Raw genomic sequence first — 21,703 nt, forward strand, 5'->3', positions numbered from 1 at the left:
ACGCGTGACGCCGACAACCGGCCTTGGCACAATGTCGAAGTGCATCGACGGATTTCCAGCTCGCGATTGATTGGCCGGGAAGGCCACCTGGCCCAGCTCACGTCGGCGTTGGACCGAGCCGCCGCCGGCTCGCCGACGGTCGTCTTCGTCACCGGCGAGGCCGGGGTGGGCAAGAGTCGCCTGGTACACGACTTCAGCGAGCGCTCGAACACGCGCGTATTTACCGGCTGCTGCCCACCGCTCGCCGAGGCTCTGCTGCCCTACGCCCCGATCACCCAGATTTTGCGGGCGATCATCGCGGAAGTCGGTGCCGACGAGCTGCGCAGGGTGGCGGGACCCCACGCTGACCGCCTGGCCGTCATCGCGCCCGATCTGGAGCGGGCCGCGCCGATCCCCGGGACCGGGCTGTGGCAAGCCGATCAGCTCCGCCTTCAGCACTCTCTGCTGAACGTCCTGGAGCGACTCGCGACCGACCCGACCGTGTTGGTGGTGGAAGACCTGCACTGGGCGGATGCCTCGACCCGCGCCATCGTGGACATGCTTGTCAGAGGTCTCCGCAATTGCCGGCTACTGCTCGTGTGCACGTATCGCGACGACGAACTCCCGCCGGAACATCCGTTGCATTCGCTGCTGGTTGAGCTCGTCCGTGTCGGCGCAGACACGGTGGCATTGACCGGACTCGACGCTGCCGGCACGGCCACGCTGATGGCCAGCATCCTCGGCACGGATCCTGATCCCGCGATGGCGCGGCACGTCTTCGCCCGCACCGGCGGAAACCCATTCTTGGTCGAGGAGCTGGTAGCGGCCGGCGGTGCCCTGCCGGAACGCTTACGTGACATTCTTTTGCTGCGGGTACGGAGACTTCCGCCCACGGCCCAGCGGGTGATGCGAGCGGTGGCCATTGCCGGGCCTAGCGCCGAGCATGCGGTGCTGGAACCCGTTGTCGGGCCATCAGACGATCTCGAGGGTGGGGTAAAAACAGCGGTCGATCAGCACCTGTTGAGAACCGACGGCGACCGCTACACGTTCCGGCATGCCCTGACGGCCGAAGCCGTGATCGCGGATACCCTGCCCGCTGAACGGATCCGGCTGCACCGCGCATTAGCCGCGTCGCTGGAGTCCCGCCTCCCCGCCGGGCGGGCATCGATCCCCAACAATTCGATACTGGCGTGGGCCTACGCCGAGGTGGCCTACCACTGGCTGGGCGCCCGCGACCATGTCCGCGCGCTGAGTGCCACCATCGAGGCCGGGCTCGCCGCGCAGCGCAGTTCCGCCCTGCCTGAGGCGCGCCAGCACTTCACGCGCGCGCTGACGCTCTGGGGAAAGGCTCCGCAGGCACCCGCGGACGCCGCGCTGGATCTGGTTGACCTCTACCGCCACGCGGCCGAGACGAGTTACCTCAGCGGCGACGTCGACGAGGCCCTGGCTCTGGTACGAGACGGCATCTGCGCCGCCGAGGAACAAGGCGACCGGCGCCGGGGCGGCCTGCTGCATCTGTTGCTGGGACGGTACCTGAGCACGGGAGCAAGCGCGGAACAGGCGGCCATCGCCGCGGTCGAAACGGCGGTGGAGATGGTGCCGGACGTGCCGTCGCTCGAGCGGGCGCAAGTGCTGGCAGGCCTTGCCCGGCACCTGCAGATGAACACCCGCGACCGCGAGGCGATGCCCTGGGCACAGCGAGCCCTGGTGATCGCCAGGTCGGTCGGAGCCCGTCACGAGGAGTGCCACGCGCTGGCGACGTACGGGGTCAGCCTCGCCAGGCTGGGTGAGCTCGATGCCGGGATAGCTCATCTGAGGCAGGCTCTGGCCATCGCCGAGCAGTTGGACTCGGCTTTCCATATCGGCGGATGCCACGCCGCGCTCTCCGATGGGCTTCTCAGCGCCGGCCGCTTCACCGAGGCGGCCGAGGTGGCGATGCGCGGGGTGCACAGCTCCGCACAGCACGGCACGGAACGGCTCTTCGCAGGACCGCTGCTCGGCAACGCGGTGGAGGCGCTGTTCTGGTCGGGCCGGTGGGAGACGGCGATCGAAAAACTGCCCGCCGGTCCGCACACCGATGGCCATCAGGTTTCCGGCGCCCTCATGTGGCACGTTGCCGCTGCCGTGCACACGGCCATGGGCAAGTACGCCGAAGCCGAGCTCTTCCTCGCCGCCTGCTTGCGGGTCACAGCCTCTGGCGGCCATACCGAGCTGCGCGGCGCCATCGACTGCGCCATGGCCGAGCTGTGTGCCTGGCGCGATGAACCGGCGGCCGCCTACGACTGGGCGATCCGGGGACTGGACTCGCTCGGCGTGGCGGGGCACGGCCTGCTTCTGGCGCGGCTGCTGGCCGTAGGCGCCCGGGCGTTCGCGGACCTGACGACGCGTCCCGGCGGAACAGAGCGACCCTCGGCCGTGAACCTGACGAAGACCATCGATCGCCTGCGCGATGCGGCCGCTCTCGCGCCGGGCGGTGTCGCCTCGCTTGCGGTCGCCGATGCCGAACTTGCCCGAGCGCGGGGCGCCGGCGCGGCACCTGTCTGGATTCGGGCAGCCTCCCTCTGGGCCCGCCTCGACGCCCCTTACCAGCTCGCTTATGCACGTTGGCGGCAGGCCGAGGCGCTACTGGCGGCTCGCGGCAGCCGCCGGTCTGCGGCACGGGCGTTGCAGGAGGCGGACGCCATCGCGAAGCGGCTGGGCGCCGCACCGCTGCGCCACGAGATCGGGCGGTTGGCCAGCCGGGCGCGGCTTGCCCTGGCCGAGGGCAACGGCACCGCCCCCTCGACCGTTGCCGCGGAACAGTCCGAGTTCGGTCTTACCCGACGGGAGGAGGAGGTGCTCCGCCAGCTCGGCGGCGGTCACACCAACCGCCAGATCGCCGAGCACCTGTTCATCAGCGAGAAGACGGTGAGCATTCACGTCTCCCGGGTCCTGGCCAAGTTGGGAGTCCCCAACCGCGCCGCAGCGGCTGCTGCGGCCCATCGGCTTGGTCTCGACAGCGCCAGCGGCGATCGCGCGGCGACCTGAGGCGATCAGGCCGCGCGACTGCGAATGAACGCGTCGACTCCGTCGAGGATCCGGGCCAATCCGAAAGCGAAGTCGCCGTCCGGGTCGTGGGGGGTGTCCATCGCCCCGGCGTCGATGGCGCGTCGCAGCAAGGGAAACCGGTCGGCCTGCACCAGGTGCCGCATCAGGCCGCTGAATTCGGTGATCACCACGTCGACGGTGCGCCCGTAGGCGCGGGCCGCCTCGGTCATCTGGCCACGCAGCAACGCCTCGTACCGGATGTAGCCGTTGACCAGCAGCAGCAGTGACAGCTTCTCCGCCTCGGACAGTTCCGTGCCGTCCAGCGCGGCGAGGCCGGTCTCCATCCAGGCCAGCTGGCGCGGGGTGGCCGGGGGCGCGGCGACCGGCACCTGCAGGAACCACGGCTCCGCGCCGAACATGGCGAACATGGCGGACGCCCAGCGCTCGGCCGCGGCCCGCCAGGTTTCGCCGTCAGCGCGGGGCGCCGGTGGCTCGGCGGCTGCGGCCTCCATCATCAGCACCGCGAGCTCGTCCTTGCTGGCGACATAGCGGTAGAGCGACATCGCCGAGGTGTTCAGCTCACCGGCCACTCGGGACATCGAGACGGCCGAGTAGCCCTCTTCGCGAGCCACCGCGAGGGCTGCCGCCACAATCCGGTCGACGCTCAGCGTCGGCTTGGGGCCCTTGGTGGGCTTCTCGCGCATCCCCCAGGCCGCTTGCAGGGCGGGGGGCACGGGGTGGGTCTCGGTCATCGACGCGGCTTCTCCCCTCGGCATTGACCTTCATCCTATTACCGCGTATACCTTAAACAGTAACGCGTACGTGATACGCAGTAGAGCGATCGTGGGGAGAATGTCATGCAAGAAGCGCAACGAGCCGGCCGTCGCGAGTGGACCGGGCTGGTCGTGTTGATCCTGCCGTTGCTCCTGGTGTCGATGGACGTCTCGGTTCTGTACTTCACCGTCCCGTTCATCAGCCGGGACCTGGAGCCGAGCAGCACCCAGCAACTCTGGATCTTCGACATCTACGGGTTCGTGCTGGCCGGGTTCCTCATCACGATGGGCGCGCTCGGTGATCGGATTGGCCGGCGTCGGCTGCTGATGATCGGCGCGGTCGGGTTCAGCGCAGCCTCGGCGCTGGCCGCCTACTCCAGCAGCGCCGAAATGCTGATCGCTGCCCGGGCGATCCTCGGCGTCGCCGGCGCCACCCTGATGCCCTCGACGCTCGCGTTGGTACGCAACATGTTCCACGACGAGAAGCAGCGCGGCACCGCCATCGCGGTCTGGACCGCGGCGATGACCTCCGGCATCGTGCTCGGGCCGATCATCAGCGGGCTGCTCGTGGAGCACTTCTGGTGGGGCTCGGTGTTCCTCATCAACATCCCGGCGATGGTGCTGCTGCTGGCACTGGCACCGGTCCTTCTTCCGGAGCACCGCAACCCGGTCCGCGGCCGCTTCGACTTCGCCAGCGCGGTGCTGTCGATCGCCGCCGTCCTGCCGATCATCTGGGGCATCAAGGAGATCGCCGCACACGGCGCGGGCCCCATCCGGGTCGCCGCGATCGCGGTCGGCCTCGGCATCGTGGCGGCATTCGTCCGGCGTCAGCAGCGCCGCGCGGACCCGATGCTCGACCTGGCGATCCTGCGCCGCGCCGCGTTCGCCGGCTCGGTCGCGGTCAGCCTGCTCGGCACTTTCGCCATGGCCGGCTTCGCGGTCTTCTCCACCCAGTACCTGCAGTTGGTGCTCGGGATGAGCCCGATCGAGGGCGCGTTGTGGAGTCTGGCCCCCTCCATCGGGGTCGGAGCGGCCGCGCCGCTCGCCTCCGTACTGGCCCAGCGCGTGGACCGGGCAAAGATCATCGCTGCCGGGTTCCTCGTCTCGGTCGTCGGGTTCGTGATGCTCAGCGGGGTACCGGTCGAGTCAGGGCTGTGGATTCTGCTGGCCGGCGCGGGGATCTACGCGGCAGGCCTGGTCGTCGTGATGTCCATCGCCACCGAATTGGCGATCGGCACCGTGCCGCCGGAGCGGGCGGGCGCGTCGTCGGCGCTGATGGAGACCGCCTCGGAGTTCGGCGGGGCGCTCGGCATCGCCATCCTCGGCAGCATCGGCACGGCCGTGTACCGGGCCCGACTCGACGACCACCTGCCCAGCGCGGCCCGCGAGACCCTCAGCGGCGCCGTCACCACCGCCGAGCAGATGCCGCAACCGCTGGCCGGACAGGTGCTCGGTTCCGCGCGGGAGGCGTTCGTCGTCGGCATGCACACCGTCGCCTGGACCACCGCCGCCGTCATGCTTTTCGCGGCGGTGATCGCGCTGGCCTTCCTGCGCGGGCTGCCGGCCGGTGCGCAAGAGACCGGGTCGACGCGACATGCCGACAAGGTCCCCGCGTGAGCCGAGAACCGCTTCCCCCGCCCGCGGCGAAACCTGTCAGCCGACGGTAATACGCGACCGAAGGGCTGAAGGGAGTGTTGGCGGTGTCCTACGTGGGTATCGATACGCGAGGGGCCCGGAGGCTCGGGCAGGTGTGGCACGACAACGTGAGCCGGGTCGAGCAAACGCGGCGCAAAGTCTCTGCCGCGCTTGACCTTGCCGATCTCGCCAGCCAGGTACCGATCCAGCTCGCGCTGGTCCAAGACGGTTTCGCGCGGCTTGCCGCGGGCGTCACCGGCAAGGCCACGCTGGCCGAGCGGTACGAGATAGCTCCGCAGGCCATCGCGGTGAGCCTAAGCGCCGGGAACATCGTGCCGGAGGTCAGCGACGGAGGTCTATTTTCGAGCAGCCTTTTGTCAGGCGATTCGCCGTTTGAGGGACGCATGAGCCTGGGCGGCCCACGCCGGGAGGAGGCCGCGGCAGTCCAGGAAGTCACCGTGGCCGACGCCGGGGCGTTAACGCCGACCGCCGGCCCGGTGCTGTCCACTTCGGACTCGCGGCCGACCTCGGCTGTGTCGAGCATTTTCGACTCCATTCTCGCCGGAGTGATGAGTCTGCCAAGCCTTGTCGTGTCGCGCGCCGAGGCAGCCACACCGCCGAACGATTTGGCGCTGCCCCCCATCGACCGTGGCACGCCGGTGATTCGCATACCTGTACGCATCGCGGTGGGCGGTGACTCGCTTACCGCGTTCACCGGCATCCGGGACGGCCGAAGTTCTTACACCGTAACGTTGCCTGGCGGATTCACCATCGAGGTGCCGGACACGGCGATCCGGTCGAACCGGTCCCCGATCGAGGTGGCCATAGAGATGCTCAGGGAGAAGTACCCCAACTACGACATCCAGCTCGTGAACGTCAGCGAATCCGGGGCCACCCCTGCCTCGATGCTGAGCCCTGGCAACTATTGGTGGGAGCCCTTCCGGCCCGCGCAGGCCGACGCGTTCGTCGGGGCGGACATCGCCATGTTCGGCGTCGGCGCCAACCCGTTCGCCGCGGGCATAGCCGGGGCGATGTTCTACCCCTACCCGTTGGGGTACCTCAACAACCCGTGGTCGACGGGCTACACCCCGCAGGAGGTTTTCCAGATATACCACGACCGGTTGATGGCCAGCAGCAACCGTGCGGATCTGGCTCGCTTGTATGACGTCGCCGTCCCGGGTGTGGTTCTCGGCGGAGCGGTGGTGGCTTTCGACTATCCGCTGATGTTCACCCCCGGCAACGATGCGGTCCCTGTCCCGCACGGGGGATCGGAATGGCTCAACGCCTTCACCTTGAGCGCCAACGCCTTGATACGCGACGCCAACGACGCCGCACGCGTTCGGTGGGAGGCGCTCCCAACCTCGGTCCACTACTTCGGGCTAGGCCCCACCCTGCAGGGCCTCACCTATGGCATGGATCCCAGCGCCGTGAACTTCGGCACTCGCGACCTCGTAGGATTCTTCCATCCCAACGAACTTGCTGTCCCGCCACTCGCGCGTGAGCTGTTCCGGCAGTTGGAACCGGTGTTCCTGGACCAGGCCAACCGGAAGGTCGACGAGTTCCTGGGCAATCCCCCGCGCCCGAACCAGCGCCCATTTCCCGATCCGGGCACACGGACGGAAGCCGAACCGTTAGGTGGGCAGACCTGGAGCCTGGCCACCGACGCCAACGGGGACATCCGTTACGAGCTCAGCGACACCAGGCAGCCAGGCCCCACTCAGCTGACCAGCGTGCCCGAGCCTTCCGGCAGCACTACCGCCAGCTGGCTAGACCAGCCAGCCTTCGACACAGCCAGTCTGTTCGGAGACACTGAATGGTCCGATGTGGACTACTACTCGTACACCTAGAAGGCTTCATTTCTTATCAACGATTTCCAAGGTGTACCGGAAACCTACCGGCCCGCCGGCGAACACGCCCTCGCGGCAGATGAACGACTCCCAGACGAATTCGTTTTGGCTCTTCTCCACAAGCAGACCGGTGCTGAACCAGCCACCCGGCGCCATCCAGCCCCAACGATACGGGGCCTTGACCCGACCCGCGGGCGACGGCTCCGGTGTTCTGCTGGGATCCAGCGCCCGGATCACCACCGTCCGCCTAGCGTCGTCGAATACCGATGGCTCGGGCAATTTGTATCCGGCGTTGAGTGTCCATCGGTCCAGGAGCGGTTGCCCGTTCACACAGCGACCGACGAAGGTACCCTCATCGGTCACCACAATCTGCTCGGCGCCAGGAGCGTGCGGCGAGGGCGACGGCGAAGGTGACGGCTGAGCCGAGCGCACGGCCGCGAGCTGTGCGTCGACCTCAGCCTGCGTGTAGGTACGCGGCCCGTCAGTGTCACTGACCAGCAGGGTGAGGACGACGGAGATCGCGGCAACCGCGACCACGGCGATGGCACTCAGCGCGATGCGCGCGGGTGTGCCCGACATCCGGGCACCCTCGCTAGGCTCGGGCGGCCGGGAATCCTCGATGGGCTCTGTCATTCCGGCATCCTTTCTGGGCCTGTGATAACGCGGCGCTAACGGAGGCTCAAAGTTTGCGGCTGCGGTGAGGCACGGTCTGTCCGCGACGCCACAACGCCGGTACGGTCGGCGCATGCCGCACATCCTGGTCGTGGAGGACGACACCGCGCTGCGATCCGCGCTCATGCGCCGGCTCGCGGAAAGGGGATACGCGGGCAACAGCGTGGGCACCGGCCTGGCCGGGCTGCATGCCGCCGTCAACGAGCGGCCGGACCTGGTCGTGCTCGATCTGGGGTTGCCCGACCTCGACGGCCACGCGGTGCTCCGGATGATCCGCGCGGTGAGCCAGGTTCCGGTGATCGTCGCAACGGCTCGCGACGACGAGCAGGCCATCATCGGCGTGCTCGACGACGGCGCAGACGACTACCTGGTCAAGCCCTTCTCCACCGGCCAGCTCGAGGCTCGGATCAGAGCCGTGCTACGCCGGGTCGCCGCGGGTGGCAGCAGGCAGGCACCCACCATTGTGGACACACTCGTGGTCGACGCGGCCGCCCGCAGGGCCACCCTCGCCGGGGTGCCGCTGGACCTCAACCCCCGCGAGTTCGACCTGTTGCGCTACCTCGCCGAACGAGCCGGGCAGGTGGTGACCAAACGCGAGTTGCTGGCCGAGGTGTGGCACCAGCCTTACGGCGGCGCGGAGAAGACGGTTGATGTGCACCTGTCCTGGCTGCGCCGCAAGCTGGGCGAGACCGCACAACAGCCGCGGCTGCTGCACACCGTCCGCGGGGTCGGCGTCCGCCTGGGCGAACCGCCCACCACCGGGCCTGCCGCGGCGGCACCGGACCTGCGGCCGTGACCGGGGTAAGGGCGCAGCTTGCCACGCTCGCCGGCGCCACCACGGTCGCGGTGCTGCTCGCCTTTCTCGGCCCGCTCGGCCTCCTGCTGCGCAACGCCGCGCAGGACCGCGCCATCGCCGAGGCGACCCAGCAGGCGCAGTCCGTGGCCAGTCTGGTCGCCGTCAATCCCGCGGTCACGCCCGACCTCGCGGCCACGAACCCCAACTCCCACACCAAAATCTCGATCTTCCTTCCGGACGGCCAGGTGTGGGGTGCTCCCGCCGCCCGCAACGCCGCCGTGGACCTGGCGGCCATGGGCGGCGCGTTCACCGCCCGCACCCAAGGCGGGGTGGAGGTCCTGGTACCGGTGCTCGGCCACGCCGAGGGCACCGTGGTCATTCGCGCCTTCGTTCCCGACTCGGCGTTACGCGAGGGCGTCGCCCGCACCTGGATCCTGCTTGCCCTGCTCGGGCTGGCCCTGTGCGGCCTGGGCGTCGCGTTGGCCGACCGGCTAGGCCGTCGGCTGACCGGCTCGGTGACCGCGCTCGCGGCCACCGCCGAGCGGCTCGCCAGCGGCGACCTCTCCGCCCGCGTCCCCCCATCCGGCGCAGCCGAGCTGCGGCTGGTCGGCGACGAGCTCAACCGGCTGGCGGCACGGATCGCGCAGCTGCTCGAAGAAGCACGCGCCGACGCCGCGGACCTGGCCCACGGGCTTCGCACTCCGGTCACGGTGTTACGCCTCAACGTGGAGTCGCTGCCCGACGGCGAAGAACGCGCCCGGCTCGCCGCCGATGTCGACGCGCTCAGCCGCGCCGTTGACGAAGTCATCCGTGGCGCGCGACGGCCCATCCGCGACGGCGTCCGCACCCACGCGGACCTCAAAGCGGTGGCGCAGGAGCGGATCGACTTCTGGTCCGCCCTCGCCGAGGAGACCGGCCGGCCGGTGACCCAGCACCTGCCCACTCAACCCGTTCCCGTGCGAGCCTCCCCTGAAGACCTCAGCGCCACGCTGGACGCGCTGCTGGAAAACGTCTTCACGCATACGCCCGACCAGGCGCAGGTACGCATCAGCGTGGCCCCGCTCGCGACCGGAGGCGGACGCCTGACCATCGAGGACGCCGGACCAGGACTGGCCACCCAGCCCAGCGAGCCGGCCATGGGATCCACCGGGCTGGGCCTGCGCATCGCCCGGCGAACAGCCGAAGCCGCCGGCGGCACCATCACGATCGACACCAGTCCCCTACTCGGCGCCCGCGTCACCATCGACCTCGGCCCACCCACCTAAGCCCACCAGCGAGACGGCATCGTCGATGTCTAAACAGGAGATGGCACGTCGCTGAACGGACAGCCGCCGGGCTTCTCATGTAGGCATGCGTTCACTTAACGTTACCTAGCTGTCTGTCCCATCCCGACGGAGGTAATCCGGTGCTCAAGCAACACGCCTTGCGGATCTTATTTGCGTTACTGCTCATCCCGGCCGCGGTTGGCCTTGAACCATTGCCCGCGAGGGCTGCCGGATTCACGGCCGGTAATCTTGTGGTCCTCCGGGTCGGCTCCGGCGCGTCCGCGCTGAGCAGCGCTGCCGCACCGGTGTTCCTCGATGAGTACACGCCCGCGGGTGGCTTGGTGCAATCCGTGCCGCTGCCCGCCGCCACCGCGGGGAGTCAGCGACGCCTGACGATGAGCGGCTCGGCCACCACCGAAGGAGCACTGTCTCTGTCAGCCGATGAGCACTATGTAACGCTTGCCGGATATGACGCTGATCCGGGGACGGCAAGCGTGGCGGGCACCTCGTCGGCCACGGTCGCCCGCGTGGTCGCGCGGGTCGGCGGGGACGGCGGGGCCGACACCACGACCGCCATCACGGACACGTTCAGCGGCAACAATATTCGCGGTGCGGTGAGCGACGACGGCAGCCGCTTCTGGGCCATCGGCGCCAACGGCGGCGTCCGCCTCGCGGCGTTGGGCAGCGCCGGCACCTCAACGCAGATCAACAGCGCGGCGCCCACCAACATCAGGACGGTGGGGATCGCGGGCGGGCAGCTGTACATTTCCACCGGTAGCGGCACAACGGGCGTCTATTCGGTCGGGGCCGGGTTGCCGTCCACCGGTGGGCAGACACCCGCCTTGACGACAGCGGTTCCCAGCCCTTACGCATTCGCGGTGCTGGATCGCAGCCCGGCCGTGCCCGGCGTGGACACGCTCTACGTCGCCGACGACTCGGGCACACCCAACGGCGGGATCCTCAAGTTCTCCTTCGACGGATCCACCTGGACGGCGCGGGGATCCTTGCGCCCCAATGGAAGCGGGGCGCGCGGCCTTACCGCGGCGGTCACCGGCTCCAGCGCGACCCTGTTCGCCACCACCAGCGCTACCGCCGCTCAGCTCGTGCGGATTGAGGACACGGCCGCCTTCGACGCGACCATCTCGGCGACCGCCACCACGCTGGCCACCGCTTCGGCCAACACGGCGCTGCGCGGTGTCGCCTTCGCGCCCACCTCCACCACCACCGCCCCCATCATCACGGGCCAGCCGCAGGACACGACTGTCCCGCTGGGCGGCACCGCGACCCTGAGCGTGAACGCGAGCGGCACCGGGCCGCTGACCTACCAGTGGTATGCGGGTACCGCCGGTGATATCGGCAACCCGATCCCGGGCGCGACCTCGGCCAGCTACACCACCCCGCCACTGGCGGCCACGATCTCCTTCTGGGTAAGGGTTTCCGGGCCGGGCGGGACAGCCGACAGCAGGACCGCCACCGTGACGGTCACCTCGACACCCAACACCGCGCCCACGATCACCCCGTCGCCGGTTCAGCCGCTCGCCTTGACCGTCGGCGACCCCGACAACCCGCCCGCGCTGCGGACCGTCGAGGTCGACGATGCGCAGACCCCGGTCTCGGGCCTGACCGTGACCGTGACGACAAGCAACGCTGCGGTCGCCACCGGCGGGGCCACCGGCACGGGCGGGACGCGCACGCTGACAGTGAACCCGGTAGGCGTGGGCCAGGCCACCCTGACCGTCACCGTTTCCGACGGCGATCTGCAGGCGAGCTCGACCTTCCCGGTCGCCGTCTCTGGCGCGCTCCCGGCGGGAACCCACAACCATTACGGCGCAAGCGATGCCAGCACCGCGATCGATCTCGGTGACGGCACCATGCTTGTCGCCGACGACGAGACCAATGTTTTGCGGGTCTACGACCGGGCCCACTCGCGCTACCCGTCGCAGGAAATCGATCTGCGGGCGGGCGGACTGGCGCTGCGCGACACCGACCCCACTCGGGAAATCGACATCGAGGCTTCGGCTCGTACCGGATCGGTCATCTTCTGGGTCGGTTCCCACGGCCAGAACTCCTCGGGCAACACCCGGCTCAACCGCCAGGAACTGTTCACCACCAACACCTCCGGTGCCATCGGCGGTAGCTACCAGCACCTGCGCGACGACCTCATCGCCTGGGATCAGGCCAACGGGGACGCACTGGGTCTGGCCGCCGCAGCGACCCGAGCGCCAGAAGAAACCCCAAGCGGGTTCAACATCGAGGGCGCCGAGTTCCTCGCCGACGGCACCACGCTGCTGCTCGGCTTCCGCGGCCCACTCACCGGCGACGGCAAGGCGATCGCGATCCCGGTGACCAACGCCGCCGCGCTCGTCACCGCCAACCCGACCACCGGTGTGGCGGCCGCCTTCGGCACCGCCTTGCTCTGGGACCTGGGCGGGCGCGGCATCCGTGAGATCCGCCAGATCGGCGGGGAGTACGTCATCATCGCCGGGCCGACCTCGGCCAGTGGCGACTTCAAGTTCTACACCTGGGACGGCAACCCGGCCAGCCAGCCATTGCCACGCGCGGGATCGCTGGATTCCGTTGCGGCCGTGGGTAAACCAGAGGTCATCCTGCCCAACGCCACAGCGGGCACGGTCCAGGTGCTCACCGACTCCGGCGACACCGTGTTCTACGGCGACGGCACAATCGCCAAGGACCTGCCGACGGTGCTGCGCAAGTCGACCAGCGCAACCGTCACCATCGGCGCGCCACCGGCCTGCACGGGCACTGTGGTGAGTATCGGCTCAGTGCAAGGTGTCACCGATGTGAGCCCGCGTGTTGGGCAAACGGTGTCGATCCGCGGCACCGTCGTGGGTGACTACGAAGGGGCAACCCCAGCGCTGCGCGGCTTCTTCGTGCAGGACAGCGGCGACGGCAATCCGTCCACATCAGATGGTGTATTTGTCTTCGACGCCAGCGCCAACCTCGTCTCGCTCGGCGACGTGGTGCAGGTGACCGGCCCGGTTTCCGAGTTCCAGGGCCAGACGCAGCTGACCGCCTCGGCCGGCGGCGTCGACTCGTGCGGGTCGCAGGCGGCCGTGACTCCGACGGATGTGACACTTCCGGTGGCAGCGGCTGACACCCTTGAACGCTATGAGGGCATGCTGGTGCGATTCCACCAGAACCTCACCGTCACCGAACACTTCCAGCTCGGCCGGTTCGGTCAGGTCGTCGTCTCCTCCGGCGGGCGGCTGCGCCAGCCCACGGCCGACATCCGCGCCACCGACACGGCCGCGGTCGCGGCGGCCCAGCAGGCCAACAACCTCAACCGCCTCATCATCGACGACGCGCTGCAGAACCAGAACCCGGACCCGATCATCTTCGGCCGAGCCGGGCAGCCCCTGTCGGCCAGCAACACGCTGCGCGGCGGCGACACCGTCACCGATCCGATCGGGGTGCTGACATACACCTTCGGTGGCAATGCGGCCAGCCCCAACGCCTACCGGTTGCGACCGATCGGCGCGCTCGGCGGCGCTGCCGTCTTCGACGAGGCCAACCCGCGGCCGGACACTCCACCGGCGGTCGGCTCCGGCGCGATCAAGGTGGCCAGCGCCAACCTGCTCAACTTCTTCAACACCTTTACCAATTGCCATCTGGGTACGCTGGGCGGCGTCACCGACTGCCGGGGCGCCAACGACACCACCGAATATCAGCGGCAGCTGGCCAAAGAGGTTGCCTCGCTGAGGTTCCTGGGCGCCGACGTCATCGGCTACATGGAGATGGAAAACGATGGATACGGCCCGAGCAGCGCGGTACAGGCGCTAGCCAACGCGCTCAACGCGGCGGACGGCCCGGGCGCGTGGGCCTTCATTGACGCCGATGCGGGCACCGGTGTGGTCGATGTGGCGGGGACAGACGCCATCAAAGCGGGATTGCTTTACCGGCCGGCTTCGGTCCATCCGGTACCCGGCAAAACCTTCGTCGATCAGAATCCGCTCTTCGAGCGGCGGCCGGTGGCGCAGACCTTTGAGAACAACGCGGGGGCGCGGTTTACTGTCATCGCCAACCACTTCAAGTCGAAGGGCTCCTGCCCGGCTTCGGGCCCTGACACCGACCAGGGTGATGGGCAGAGCTGCTGGAACCCACATCGCACCGAGCAGGCAAACGAGCTGGCGCAATGGGTTCAGGCCACGGTCGTGCCGGCCGCAGGCGACCCGGACGTGTTCATCGTCGGCGACCTGAACTCCTACGCCGGTGAGGATCCGATCGCGGCTTTGGAAGGACACGGGTACACCAACCTGGTAAAGGCCTTCCATGGCAACGATGCCTACTCCTACGTCTTCGACGGCCAGTGGGGCTACCTCGACTACGTGCTCGTCTCCGCTTCGCTCACCCCGCAGGTGACCGGGGCCGCGGACGCTCACCACAACGCCGACGAGCCGTCCGTGCTCGACTACAACACCGATTTCAAGAGCGCGGGCCAAATCGCTTCGCTCTACGCTCCGGATCGGTTCCGCACCAGCGACCACGATCCCGTGCTGGCGGCGCTCGATCTCGGCCTGCCCGCCACGATCAGCGGCACGCCACCGGGCGGTGTGGTCGGCGAGCCGTATTCGTTCGCCTTCACCCTCGGTGGCACGGGTTCGGCCACGGTCACCTTCGACAGCGGTTCGCTGCCACCGGGTCTCACCCTCGGGGTGGATGGCTCGCTGAGCGGATCCCCCACGGCGGCTGGTGATTTCGCCTTCACCGTGCGGGCAGGCAACCCCTACGGTTCGGCGACGCACTCCGTTTCAGTGCACGTGGGCAAGGGCGGCACCGCCACGACGTTGACAGTCACCCCCAACCCGGTGGTGACGGGCAACCCGGTCACCTTGACCGCTGCCGTCTCGGCACCCGTAGCTACGACCGGACCGGTCACCTTCCTCGACGGGACAACCATTCTGGGGACAGGCCCGGCGACGCTGACCGTGACTCTGCCCTCAGGTCCACACTCCATCACCGCCCGGTTCGAGGGCGACGCCAACCTGCAACCCTCCACATCGGAGGCGACCGTGCTGGCGGTAATCGATCCGGTGGTGCTCGACGGCTCCCTGCCCGACGGCACGGTCGGAACACCTTACAGCGCGACGGTTCCGTTCACCGGCGGGCGTCCGGTAACCTTCACCCTCACCGGCGGCTCATTGCCACCCGGGCTCGCGATGTCCAGCGACGGCGCGATCACCGGGACACCCACCACCGGCGGTGGATTCGCCTTCACCATCACCGCGGCGAACGCGGCCAGCACCGCCTCACAGGCCTACGCGGTGACCATCGCCCGGGCAGCGACCACCACCACGGTCGTCTCCTCGGCCAATCCCTCCACTGTGGAGGGTGAGGTCCGGTTCACCGCCACGGTCACGGGTCCGTTCACCCCGACCGGGCAGGTACAGTTCACCGTCGACGGGCAACCACTCGGCGGCCCGGTGGCCCTCTCCGGCGGGGTCGCGGTCAGCAGTCCCCACTCGACCCTGAAGCCCGGGGCACACCAGGTGACGGCCAGCTACCTCGGCGGCACCTCCTACCTGCCCAGCCAAGGATCGATGACCCAGGCCGTGCGGTACGGCATCAGGGCGGTCTCCCCCACCTCCGGCGCCCAAATCCGAGCCGGATCGCTTGTCCCGATTGCCTTCCAGCTGGTAGACATCGACGGCAACCCGATCCCACTTGGCGAGTCGCTGCTACTAACCCTGTCCGGGCGGTTGTCCGTCGCAGCGAGCGGGGCGCAGTCGCTACCGCCCACCCGAGTGCTGTTCGACCCGTTCAGCCGAACGTTTGTGCTGCCGTGGTTCACGGTGCCACGCCTGCTCGGCGGGCACACCGGTCAAGTCACCATCACCATCTCGGTGGCCTATCGCGACCTGCCAACCCAACAACTCACTATCCCAATCACCCTGACCTAGCACCCAACATTCGAAGGCGGGCCGTCCGAACCTCGTACCCTGGGACGGCTCGCCATCGGCACGAGTTGAACAACGCAACGCAGCGTTTTTCTACACCTGGCTTCAAAGTCGGGCGAGGTAGTGAGCAATTGGCGGCCAGGCGGCAGTGATGACCGCCTGGCCTTCATGGATGAACGATCTTCCGATCCTGTCTTGATAGACTAGGTCACTCGTTGCGCCTTGTAAAGATTCTCGCCGACGCAGCCGTCAGCCCTACACGCGGTAGTGCCGTGTACACAGAAAGCGCGTAGCAATCTACGGCTTGCGAACCGGACACAGAGCGCTTAGTCATGGAGGAGATGTGCCGCCGGAACCTATCCTCAGATCGGTTCGGCAGAGCAAAGCCGTGCCCCGGGAGGCGTGCAAGCAGAGGCGGACCCGGGGCATACGAGAGACAGTTTAGCACCTAGCTTGTCCCGTTGCTATGCCGCTGAAAGAGGTCTCCATGAGCGCCCCGTTGTCCGGCTGGATGCGTCGGGCGTTCTCAGATCCACGCCTCAACGTCTATGTTGCTGCGGCAAACGGCGATGTCGCTGTCGCTGAGCGGCTCTACTGGTGGAATATCGAGGTCTCCGGGGCTTTCTACGGCCCGCTCCACTGCCTCGAGCTCGGGCCACGCAACGCGCTGGATGTACAACTTCGATCAGCCTATGCACGTGACATGTGGTGGGATGCGGCTCCGCTCACGGCCAGCGGTCAACGAATGGTCGCTGAGGCGCGGGCCAAATGCCGAAGACGAGGAAACGCATCGGTAGCAGCTGACGATGTCGTCGCTCAACTGTCGTTCGGTTTCTGGACCTCCCTGCTGAGCAACAGTAGGGGCTCTCAATATGACCGTCGTTTGTGGGTACCGATTCTCCATAGAGCGTTCCCGCACTACCGCGGTCGACGCAAGGACTTGCACGACAACCTGGAGGCCATGCGGCTCCTTCGGAACCGAATCATGCACCATGAACCAATCCACCATCGCGACCTGACGGCAGACCATCGGAAGATCTACCGCTTGATCCAATACATCGACCGTGCCTCCGCGAAGGAAGCAAACGCGTTGGACCGTGTGCAATTCGTGCTCGCCGATCGCCAAGCGGTATGTGACGGCTCGCGGTTGCCGAGATTCTAAGCCGATGGCCGAGCAAGAGTCGATTTTGATCAGCCGGACAGACATTGCTCGGCACGCAGGCGTGCAGCGCGCCGCCGTCACCAACTGGATTAGCCGGCACGCTGACTTTCCCGCACCGACACGAGCCGGAGACTCAGAGCTGTTCGACGCGCTTGCTGTAGCGACTTGGCTTGACGGACGGAAGATCCCGGCGAGCAGTCTGATGGACAGTGAGGCTGACGGGCAGGACTACGGTGTGAGGTTCCGCCGCAGTCTCGGTCTTGTACCGGTAGCCAAGTCAATGCCCGTGGCGCCACAGAGACCTTCCGTTGACGCTGGGTTTTGGCGGCTAGCTGAACTCTTGAGGGGAGAATTCACGCCGGACCAGTACCTCGCTGTTGTGGCTCGGCTAATTTATCTTCAGGCCCGGCATCCCTCGATGTGGAGGGAGCTCGCCCTGCAATCCTGGGCTGCGCCAAATCAGCACCTGCTTGATGAAGCCTGGCAACAGGTGGTCAGAGAAGAGCCGGGCACCACGCCCTTCACCAGCGGGTCGGTACGACCAGACACACTGCGTTCAGCGATCGACGTCATGGATGAGATACGTCATTCTACGAGAGGCCGTCCCGAGGTTGCTTCGCAGCGACCGCCATCGGCGGAGCTGTTCGTCCAACTCATTGAGCAGCACGCGAAAGCCCAAGGACACAAGTCATCGGAATTCTTTACGCCGCGGGCGATCGTCACACTGGCGATTGACCTGCTATCTCCGTCTTCGTCAACGTCTCGTATTTACGATCCATTCTGCCGAGCGGGTGAGTTTCTAGACGAGGCCGTGGCCCATATGGGGGCAAGAGGTTTCGACTACCAACAGGTTACGGTTCATGGTCAACATGCAAATTATGGTCTCTGCTCGCTCGCACAAATCAATTTACGGCTACACGGCTCCGATCCAACGATCCTCACAGGATACTGGTGGGAGCGGGAAAACGTTCCTCAGCAATACGATATGGTGTTCGCCAATCCGCCGTTCAATATGAGCCTCCCTATGGGGGCGCTACTTGGCCGTGTGTGGCGCTATGGGGAACCTCCAGCCCACAACGGCAATTTTGCCTGGATGCAGCATGTCCTTGCTTCACTTCGGCCTGGTGGTCAAGCGGCGGTGGTGATGCCCAACAATGCGAGTATTGCGACCAATCCCAGGGAGCGTGCGATCCGGGCAGCAATGGTGGACGACGGTGTAGTTGAATGCGTCATTGCTTTGCCTCCGCGAATGTTCCCGGGAACAGGTATTCCGGCATGCCTGTGGCTCCTAGGAGCGCCTTCGGTGCGTCCACATGAGGTGCTGTTCATTGATGCGTCTGACCTCGGTGTGAGTAGCGCGCGCGGCAGCCGTACCTTCACGGAGAAGGAAGCCCGCAAGATCGTCGCCGTACGTAAGCAATGGTTGCAAGGTGAATTTGTCAACATTCCGTCTTTCGCCCGCTCGGTATCGCACTCCGAGATACAGCGACACGAGTATGTGTTGAATCCCTCAAGCTATGTCGAGCCGGAGGAGGTCGGGCGGAATCCTTCGACAGCGCATACGAGGGTTCATGAACTTATGCGAGAGTCGTTAAACCTCAAGCGACAGATCCGGGATATAGCTGCGCAAGTCGCAGATTTGACCACCTTCCCTAGTAATGAATTGCCGGAAACCTGGCCCACTATCGACCTGGGTCTGCTCTGCGAGATGAAGGCGGGTCCGTCTGGGAGCCAAGTGCGCGCCGAGAATCGCCTCAGCAACGGTGTGCCTGTGCTCCTTCCCAAGTACCTCCGGGGCGGCCATATCGTTGGCGACGCTCCTGTGACCGTATCGATCGAGATTGCCGAGAAGTTCGCTGACTACCGGCTGGAAGCAGGCGACGTGGTCTGCACTCGGGTCGGTGATTTGGGCCGGGTTGCTCGCGTCGACCATGAGCAAGAAGGATGGTTGCTCTCAACAGGGCTTGTCCGACTGCGCTGCGGGGATGATGTCCTGCCGTCATACCTAGCCCACGCGTTGGCGTCATCGGCGGCTCGCCGATGGATCGAACGCAACGCTAGCGGAACCGTGGTCCCCACTATCGCGCTTCGAGCCCTGGCACGACTTCCAGTAGCCATACCGCCTATAGAGCGGCAGGCATCGATAGGCAACGCGTTGGACGCCATCGCCGAGCAGGCGCGTTCCCACGCCAAGCTGGCCGCCGTTACGGGCTTGCTGGTCAGCATTCTGGGGGACTCACTTGTCCCTGGTCCCGAGAGGTCCACGAGAACCTTCTGAGCCCCATCCCCAGGTACCTGTGCTCACATGAAGCCCCAAGATCAGGCCCGAACTCCACGCCCGATCCGCACTAACCCTCGACGTCCTCAGGGCGATAGCCGGCCATTTCTTTCCCGCTTTCTGGCACCAGGGTCAGCGCCACACAAATGAAGGGGGCCTTAGGTCCTCGGGTATCGCCGCCGGTCGGCGTGGACCTCGCGGCGAATCATCCGGGTCACGCATAGATTCTCGGCCATGGTGAGTGACACGTAGGGCCCGTAATGCTCGATGCCGGTCTCGCCGGCTAACACCTCTTGCTGCGCCGAGCGGAGCAGGGCTCGAAGCTCGGCGAGGTATATCTCGTCGAGGAAGCATGGGGCGTCCTGCGCTGCGATCAGTGCCGCCTCGATTTCCCACGCACACCTGTCCACCGCGCCCGCCAGAAACAGGCTGCTTGCGGTCAGGCACCGCGAGTACAGCCGAATCCAGGTCAGCAGATGATGTCTGTCGTCGAGGACCAGAGGCAAAACCTGTTGACCGGTATCGACATCGACCCCTTCCGGGTGCAGCCCGCGCGCCACGACCTCCTGGCAGATCTGCAGCGGATCAGTACCTTGCAGCAACACCCTTCCGTCGCGTGGCAACGCCTGATCACCCCCGCCCAAGCAGCCGCAGCAGATTGCCACCGAACAGGTCCGCGAAGTGGGCGGCCTCAACACCGACGATGTCGGCCATAACCGCCAACTCGTGCAGCGAGTTCGCGCTGCTCGCATACGGCAGGTCGGAACCGTAGAGAACCCGCAAAGGGCTGATGGTGTCCAACACCTCGAACAGGTCGTAAGCCCGCACCACCGAAGTCTCAAAATAGATATTTGGGTACGCGGCAAGCACCGCGACCGCCCGCGGCATGTCGATGAAGGTCGAGTGGCCCAGGATCAGGCGCAGGTCGGGGAGCTCTTGGGCGATCGCGGCCAGCTCTGTGGAGACCGCCCCCGTGCCGTAGCCGGTGTGCACGAGCACCGGTAGGCCGTCGGCCGCCGCTCGGCCGAACACCTCCCGGGCCGCCGGCGAGCCCAGCGAAAAGTCTTGTGCCCGCGGATGCAGCTTGATCCCGCGGTGACCTCGATCAAGACAGCGCCTGTACTCCGGCTCCCATCGCCCATTGGGGTTCAGCCGCATAAACGGGATGAGGCGGTCGGGGGCCTTCTCGTATGCCGCCCAGATCCGCTCATTGGGCACCTGAAAATCGGCGCCTTGGTCGGGATCGTCGAACGCGAACACCACCGTGCCGTCAACGTGGTACTCATCGAGGTCGCGAAGCAGATCGTCCAGCTCCAGCGAACGCCCATCCCGGTCTCGGCCCAGATGCGCATGCGCATCCCACACCGGCGAGGTTTCCACCATCTCGAAAGTGAGCCGCCGCAAATACGCGTATGAGTGCAAGGGCACGCCAGGCTCGGGCACCACCGAGGTTTCGAAGTAGCGCTCGTAAGGGATCCGGCCCCGCTGCCCCATCCACCCAGTATCGATCACCCCGTCGGCTCGGTGTCGCTAATCTCGAAGGCCGCCTCGCCGGTGGAGATCGTTGAGGCGATCGGTCAGCTCTACGACTGTGTACGGCCCTTCCGGGTACATCGAATCGAAGACGTCCTGTGCCAGCCGCCTGCGTTCGCCGTACAAAGGCAAAACAAACTCGGAAAAAACACTTTCGGTGCTCCAGCGCTTCTCCCCCCACCACGCGTCGTCGAACGCGTCGAAGACTCGGCTGAATGGAGGTTCCCGAATGTTCAGTAGCGGCTCAACGAGATTGGCGTCGTCGTGCGGCAGCCCCAGGGCGTCGATCAGGTAAGGAACCGAATCCCAGGCCGCGTCGCGACCTGACTCGCCACTCAACCACCGTTTGACCTCCGCCAGATCGGCTGTCAGCCCGGCGGCCTCGACCCACTCCACCACGTTGGCCATGAGGTGCTCGATGTTGCCTTTGGACGGAGGCAGAACGTGCTCCCAGCCGCATGGGCTGCTTTGCCGCGGCAGGTGGGCGCGCCACATGCCCCACGACGGCGTCGCCGCCCACACGTCCGCGCAGCCGCCCGCCGACGATATCTGCGCCGTGAGCACAGGCGCGCCGGTGGACTCGGCGAGGAACTGAACCGCTTGCGGGCCTGGGAACTCCGGCATGGACCCCTTTGGCTGCCAGATGTCGAGCCGCTGCCACCCACCACCGAGAGCGAACAGGTTCCGGGGCACCCGGCCGAATGCCTCAACACCGCGCTGGCGTACCAGCAGATTGTCCGCGCGCCCGAGCACCAGATTGAAGATCTCCGCCACGACCGCGACGATAGTCGATCCCCGTCAATGCCGCAGCCGCTGCGCGA

At 66.9% G+C, this 21,703-nt stretch carries 13 protein-coding genes; 8 read left to right on the top strand and 5 right to left on the bottom strand.

Annotated features, from left to right (window positions below):
• Nucleotides 1–39 precede the first annotated feature (39 nt).
• Complete coding sequence (locus Rhe02_RS50460) at nucleotides 40–3,006, top strand: helix-turn-helix transcriptional regulator (protein ID WP_203906608.1); 2,967 nt, start codon at nucleotides 40–42, stop codon at nucleotides 3,004–3,006.
• Nucleotides 3,007–3,011: 5 nt separating this feature from the next.
• Here the strand turns inward: Rhe02_RS50460 and Rhe02_RS03680 are convergent, their stop codons facing one another.
• Nucleotides 3,012–3,758 (bottom strand): TetR/AcrR family transcriptional regulator, encoded by a 747-nt coding sequence (locus Rhe02_RS03680; protein WP_203906609.1) that lies wholly within the window; start codon nucleotides 3,756–3,758, stop codon nucleotides 3,012–3,014.
• 105 nt (nucleotides 3,759–3,863) lie between these two features.
• On the opposite strand from Rhe02_RS03680, the gene Rhe02_RS03685 reads away from it, so the two are divergent.
• Both Rhe02_RS03685 and Rhe02_RS03690 read left to right on the top strand, forming a co-directional pair.
• A complete protein-coding gene (locus tag Rhe02_RS03685; RefSeq protein WP_203906610.1) occupies nucleotides 3,864–5,396 on the top strand; it encodes an MFS transporter in 1,533 nt (510 codons plus the stop codon).
• A 131-nt stretch (nucleotides 5,397–5,527) separates the two neighbouring features.
• Nucleotides 5,528–7,261 carry a hypothetical protein gene (locus tag Rhe02_RS03690; RefSeq protein ID WP_203906611.1) on the top strand — a complete coding sequence of 578 codons (1,734 nt, stop codon included), beginning with the start codon at nucleotides 5,528–5,530 and terminating at the stop codon, nucleotides 7,259–7,261.
• 6 nt (nucleotides 7,262–7,267) lie between these two features.
• On the opposite strand, the gene Rhe02_RS03695 is transcribed toward Rhe02_RS03690, so the two are convergent.
• The gene (locus Rhe02_RS03695) at nucleotides 7,268–7,894 is read right to left on the bottom strand and encodes a hypothetical protein (RefSeq protein WP_203906612.1); all 627 of its coding nucleotides are present in this window, start codon (nucleotides 7,892–7,894) and stop codon (nucleotides 7,268–7,270) included.
• A gap of 112 nt (nucleotides 7,895–8,006) precedes the next feature.
• On the opposite strand from Rhe02_RS03695, the gene Rhe02_RS03700 reads away from it, so the two are divergent.
• The 5 genes from Rhe02_RS03700 to Rhe02_RS03720 all read left to right on the top strand — a co-directional run bounded on the left by Rhe02_RS03700 (nucleotide 8,007) and on the right by Rhe02_RS03720 (nucleotide 19,349).
• Nucleotides 8,007–8,729: a response regulator transcription factor gene (locus Rhe02_RS03700; protein WP_203906613.1), complete on the top strand. Its 723-nt coding sequence runs from the start codon at nucleotides 8,007–8,009 to the stop codon at nucleotides 8,727–8,729.
• Nucleotides 8,726–9,994 (top strand): sensor histidine kinase, encoded by a 1,269-nt coding sequence (locus Rhe02_RS03705; protein ID WP_203906614.1) that lies wholly within the window; start codon nucleotides 8,726–8,728, stop codon nucleotides 9,992–9,994. The genes Rhe02_RS03700 and Rhe02_RS03705 overlap by 4 nt, the downstream gene beginning before the upstream one ends.
• Nucleotides 9,995–10,152: 158 nt before the next feature.
• Nucleotides 10,153–15,912 carry an ExeM/NucH family extracellular endonuclease gene (locus Rhe02_RS03710; protein WP_239123308.1) on the top strand — a complete coding sequence of 1,920 codons (5,760 nt, stop codon included), beginning with the start codon at nucleotides 10,153–10,155 and terminating at the stop codon, nucleotides 15,910–15,912.
• A gap of 484 nt (nucleotides 15,913–16,396) precedes the next feature.
• Nucleotides 16,397–17,071, top strand: coding sequence for a hypothetical protein (locus tag Rhe02_RS03715; protein ID WP_203906615.1), 675 nt, complete (start codon nucleotides 16,397–16,399; stop codon nucleotides 17,069–17,071).
• Between the two features lie 4 nt (nucleotides 17,072–17,075).
• Complete coding sequence (locus Rhe02_RS03720) at nucleotides 17,076–19,349, top strand: type I restriction-modification system subunit M/S (protein WP_203906616.1); 2,274 nt, start codon at nucleotides 17,076–17,078, stop codon at nucleotides 19,347–19,349.
• Nucleotides 19,350–19,507: 158 nt separating this feature from the next.
• Here the strand turns inward: Rhe02_RS03720 and Rhe02_RS03725 are convergent, their stop codons facing one another.
• From Rhe02_RS03725 to Rhe02_RS03735, 3 genes are read right to left on the bottom strand one after another with little or no spacing between them, the layout of a single operon-like run.
• Nucleotides 19,508–19,951 carry a hypothetical protein gene (locus tag Rhe02_RS03725; RefSeq protein WP_203906617.1) on the bottom strand — a complete coding sequence of 148 codons (444 nt, stop codon included), beginning with the start codon at nucleotides 19,949–19,951 and terminating at the stop codon, nucleotides 19,508–19,510.
• A gap of 28 nt (nucleotides 19,952–19,979) precedes the next feature.
• Complete coding sequence (locus Rhe02_RS03730; RefSeq protein WP_203906618.1) at nucleotides 19,980–20,843, bottom strand: amidohydrolase family protein; 864 nt, start codon at nucleotides 20,841–20,843, stop codon at nucleotides 19,980–19,982.
• A 36-nt stretch (nucleotides 20,844–20,879) separates the two neighbouring features.
• Nucleotides 20,880–21,656, bottom strand: a complete 777-nt coding sequence (locus Rhe02_RS03735) for a hypothetical protein (RefSeq protein ID WP_203906619.1) — start codon at nucleotides 21,654–21,656, stop codon at nucleotides 20,880–20,882.
• Nucleotides 21,657–21,703 lie beyond the last annotated feature (47 nt).

The sequence above is a fragment of the Rhizocola hellebori genome (assembly GCF_016862955.1).
Lineage (GTDB): Bacteria > Actinomycetota > Actinomycetes > Mycobacteriales > Micromonosporaceae > Rhizocola > Rhizocola hellebori.

Excerpts from the sequence above, each read along its gene's own strand:
- Rhe02_RS03680 (WP_203906609.1), bottom strand. The coding sequence starts at position 3,758 with ATGACCGAGACCCACCCCGTGCCCCCCGCCCTGCAAGCGGCCTGGGGG.
- Rhe02_RS03715 (WP_203906615.1), top strand. The coding sequence starts at position 16,397 with ATGAGCGCCCCGTTGTCCGGCTGGATGCGTCGGGCGTTCTCAGATCCA.
- Rhe02_RS03685 (WP_203906610.1), top strand. The coding sequence starts at position 3,864 with ATGCAAGAAGCGCAACGAGCCGGCCGTCGCGAGTGGACCGGGCTGGTC.
- Rhe02_RS03730 (WP_203906618.1), bottom strand. The coding sequence starts at position 20,843 with ATGGGGCAGCGGGGCCGGATCCCTTACGAGCGCTACTTCGAAACCTCG.
- Rhe02_RS03720 (WP_203906616.1), top strand. The coding sequence starts at position 17,076 with ATGGCCGAGCAAGAGTCGATTTTGATCAGCCGGACAGACATTGCTCGG.
- Rhe02_RS03700 (WP_203906613.1), top strand. The coding sequence starts at position 8,007 with ATGCCGCACATCCTGGTCGTGGAGGACGACACCGCGCTGCGATCCGCG.
- Rhe02_RS03695 (WP_203906612.1), bottom strand. The coding sequence starts at position 7,894 with ATGACAGAGCCCATCGAGGATTCCCGGCCGCCCGAGCCTAGCGAGGGT.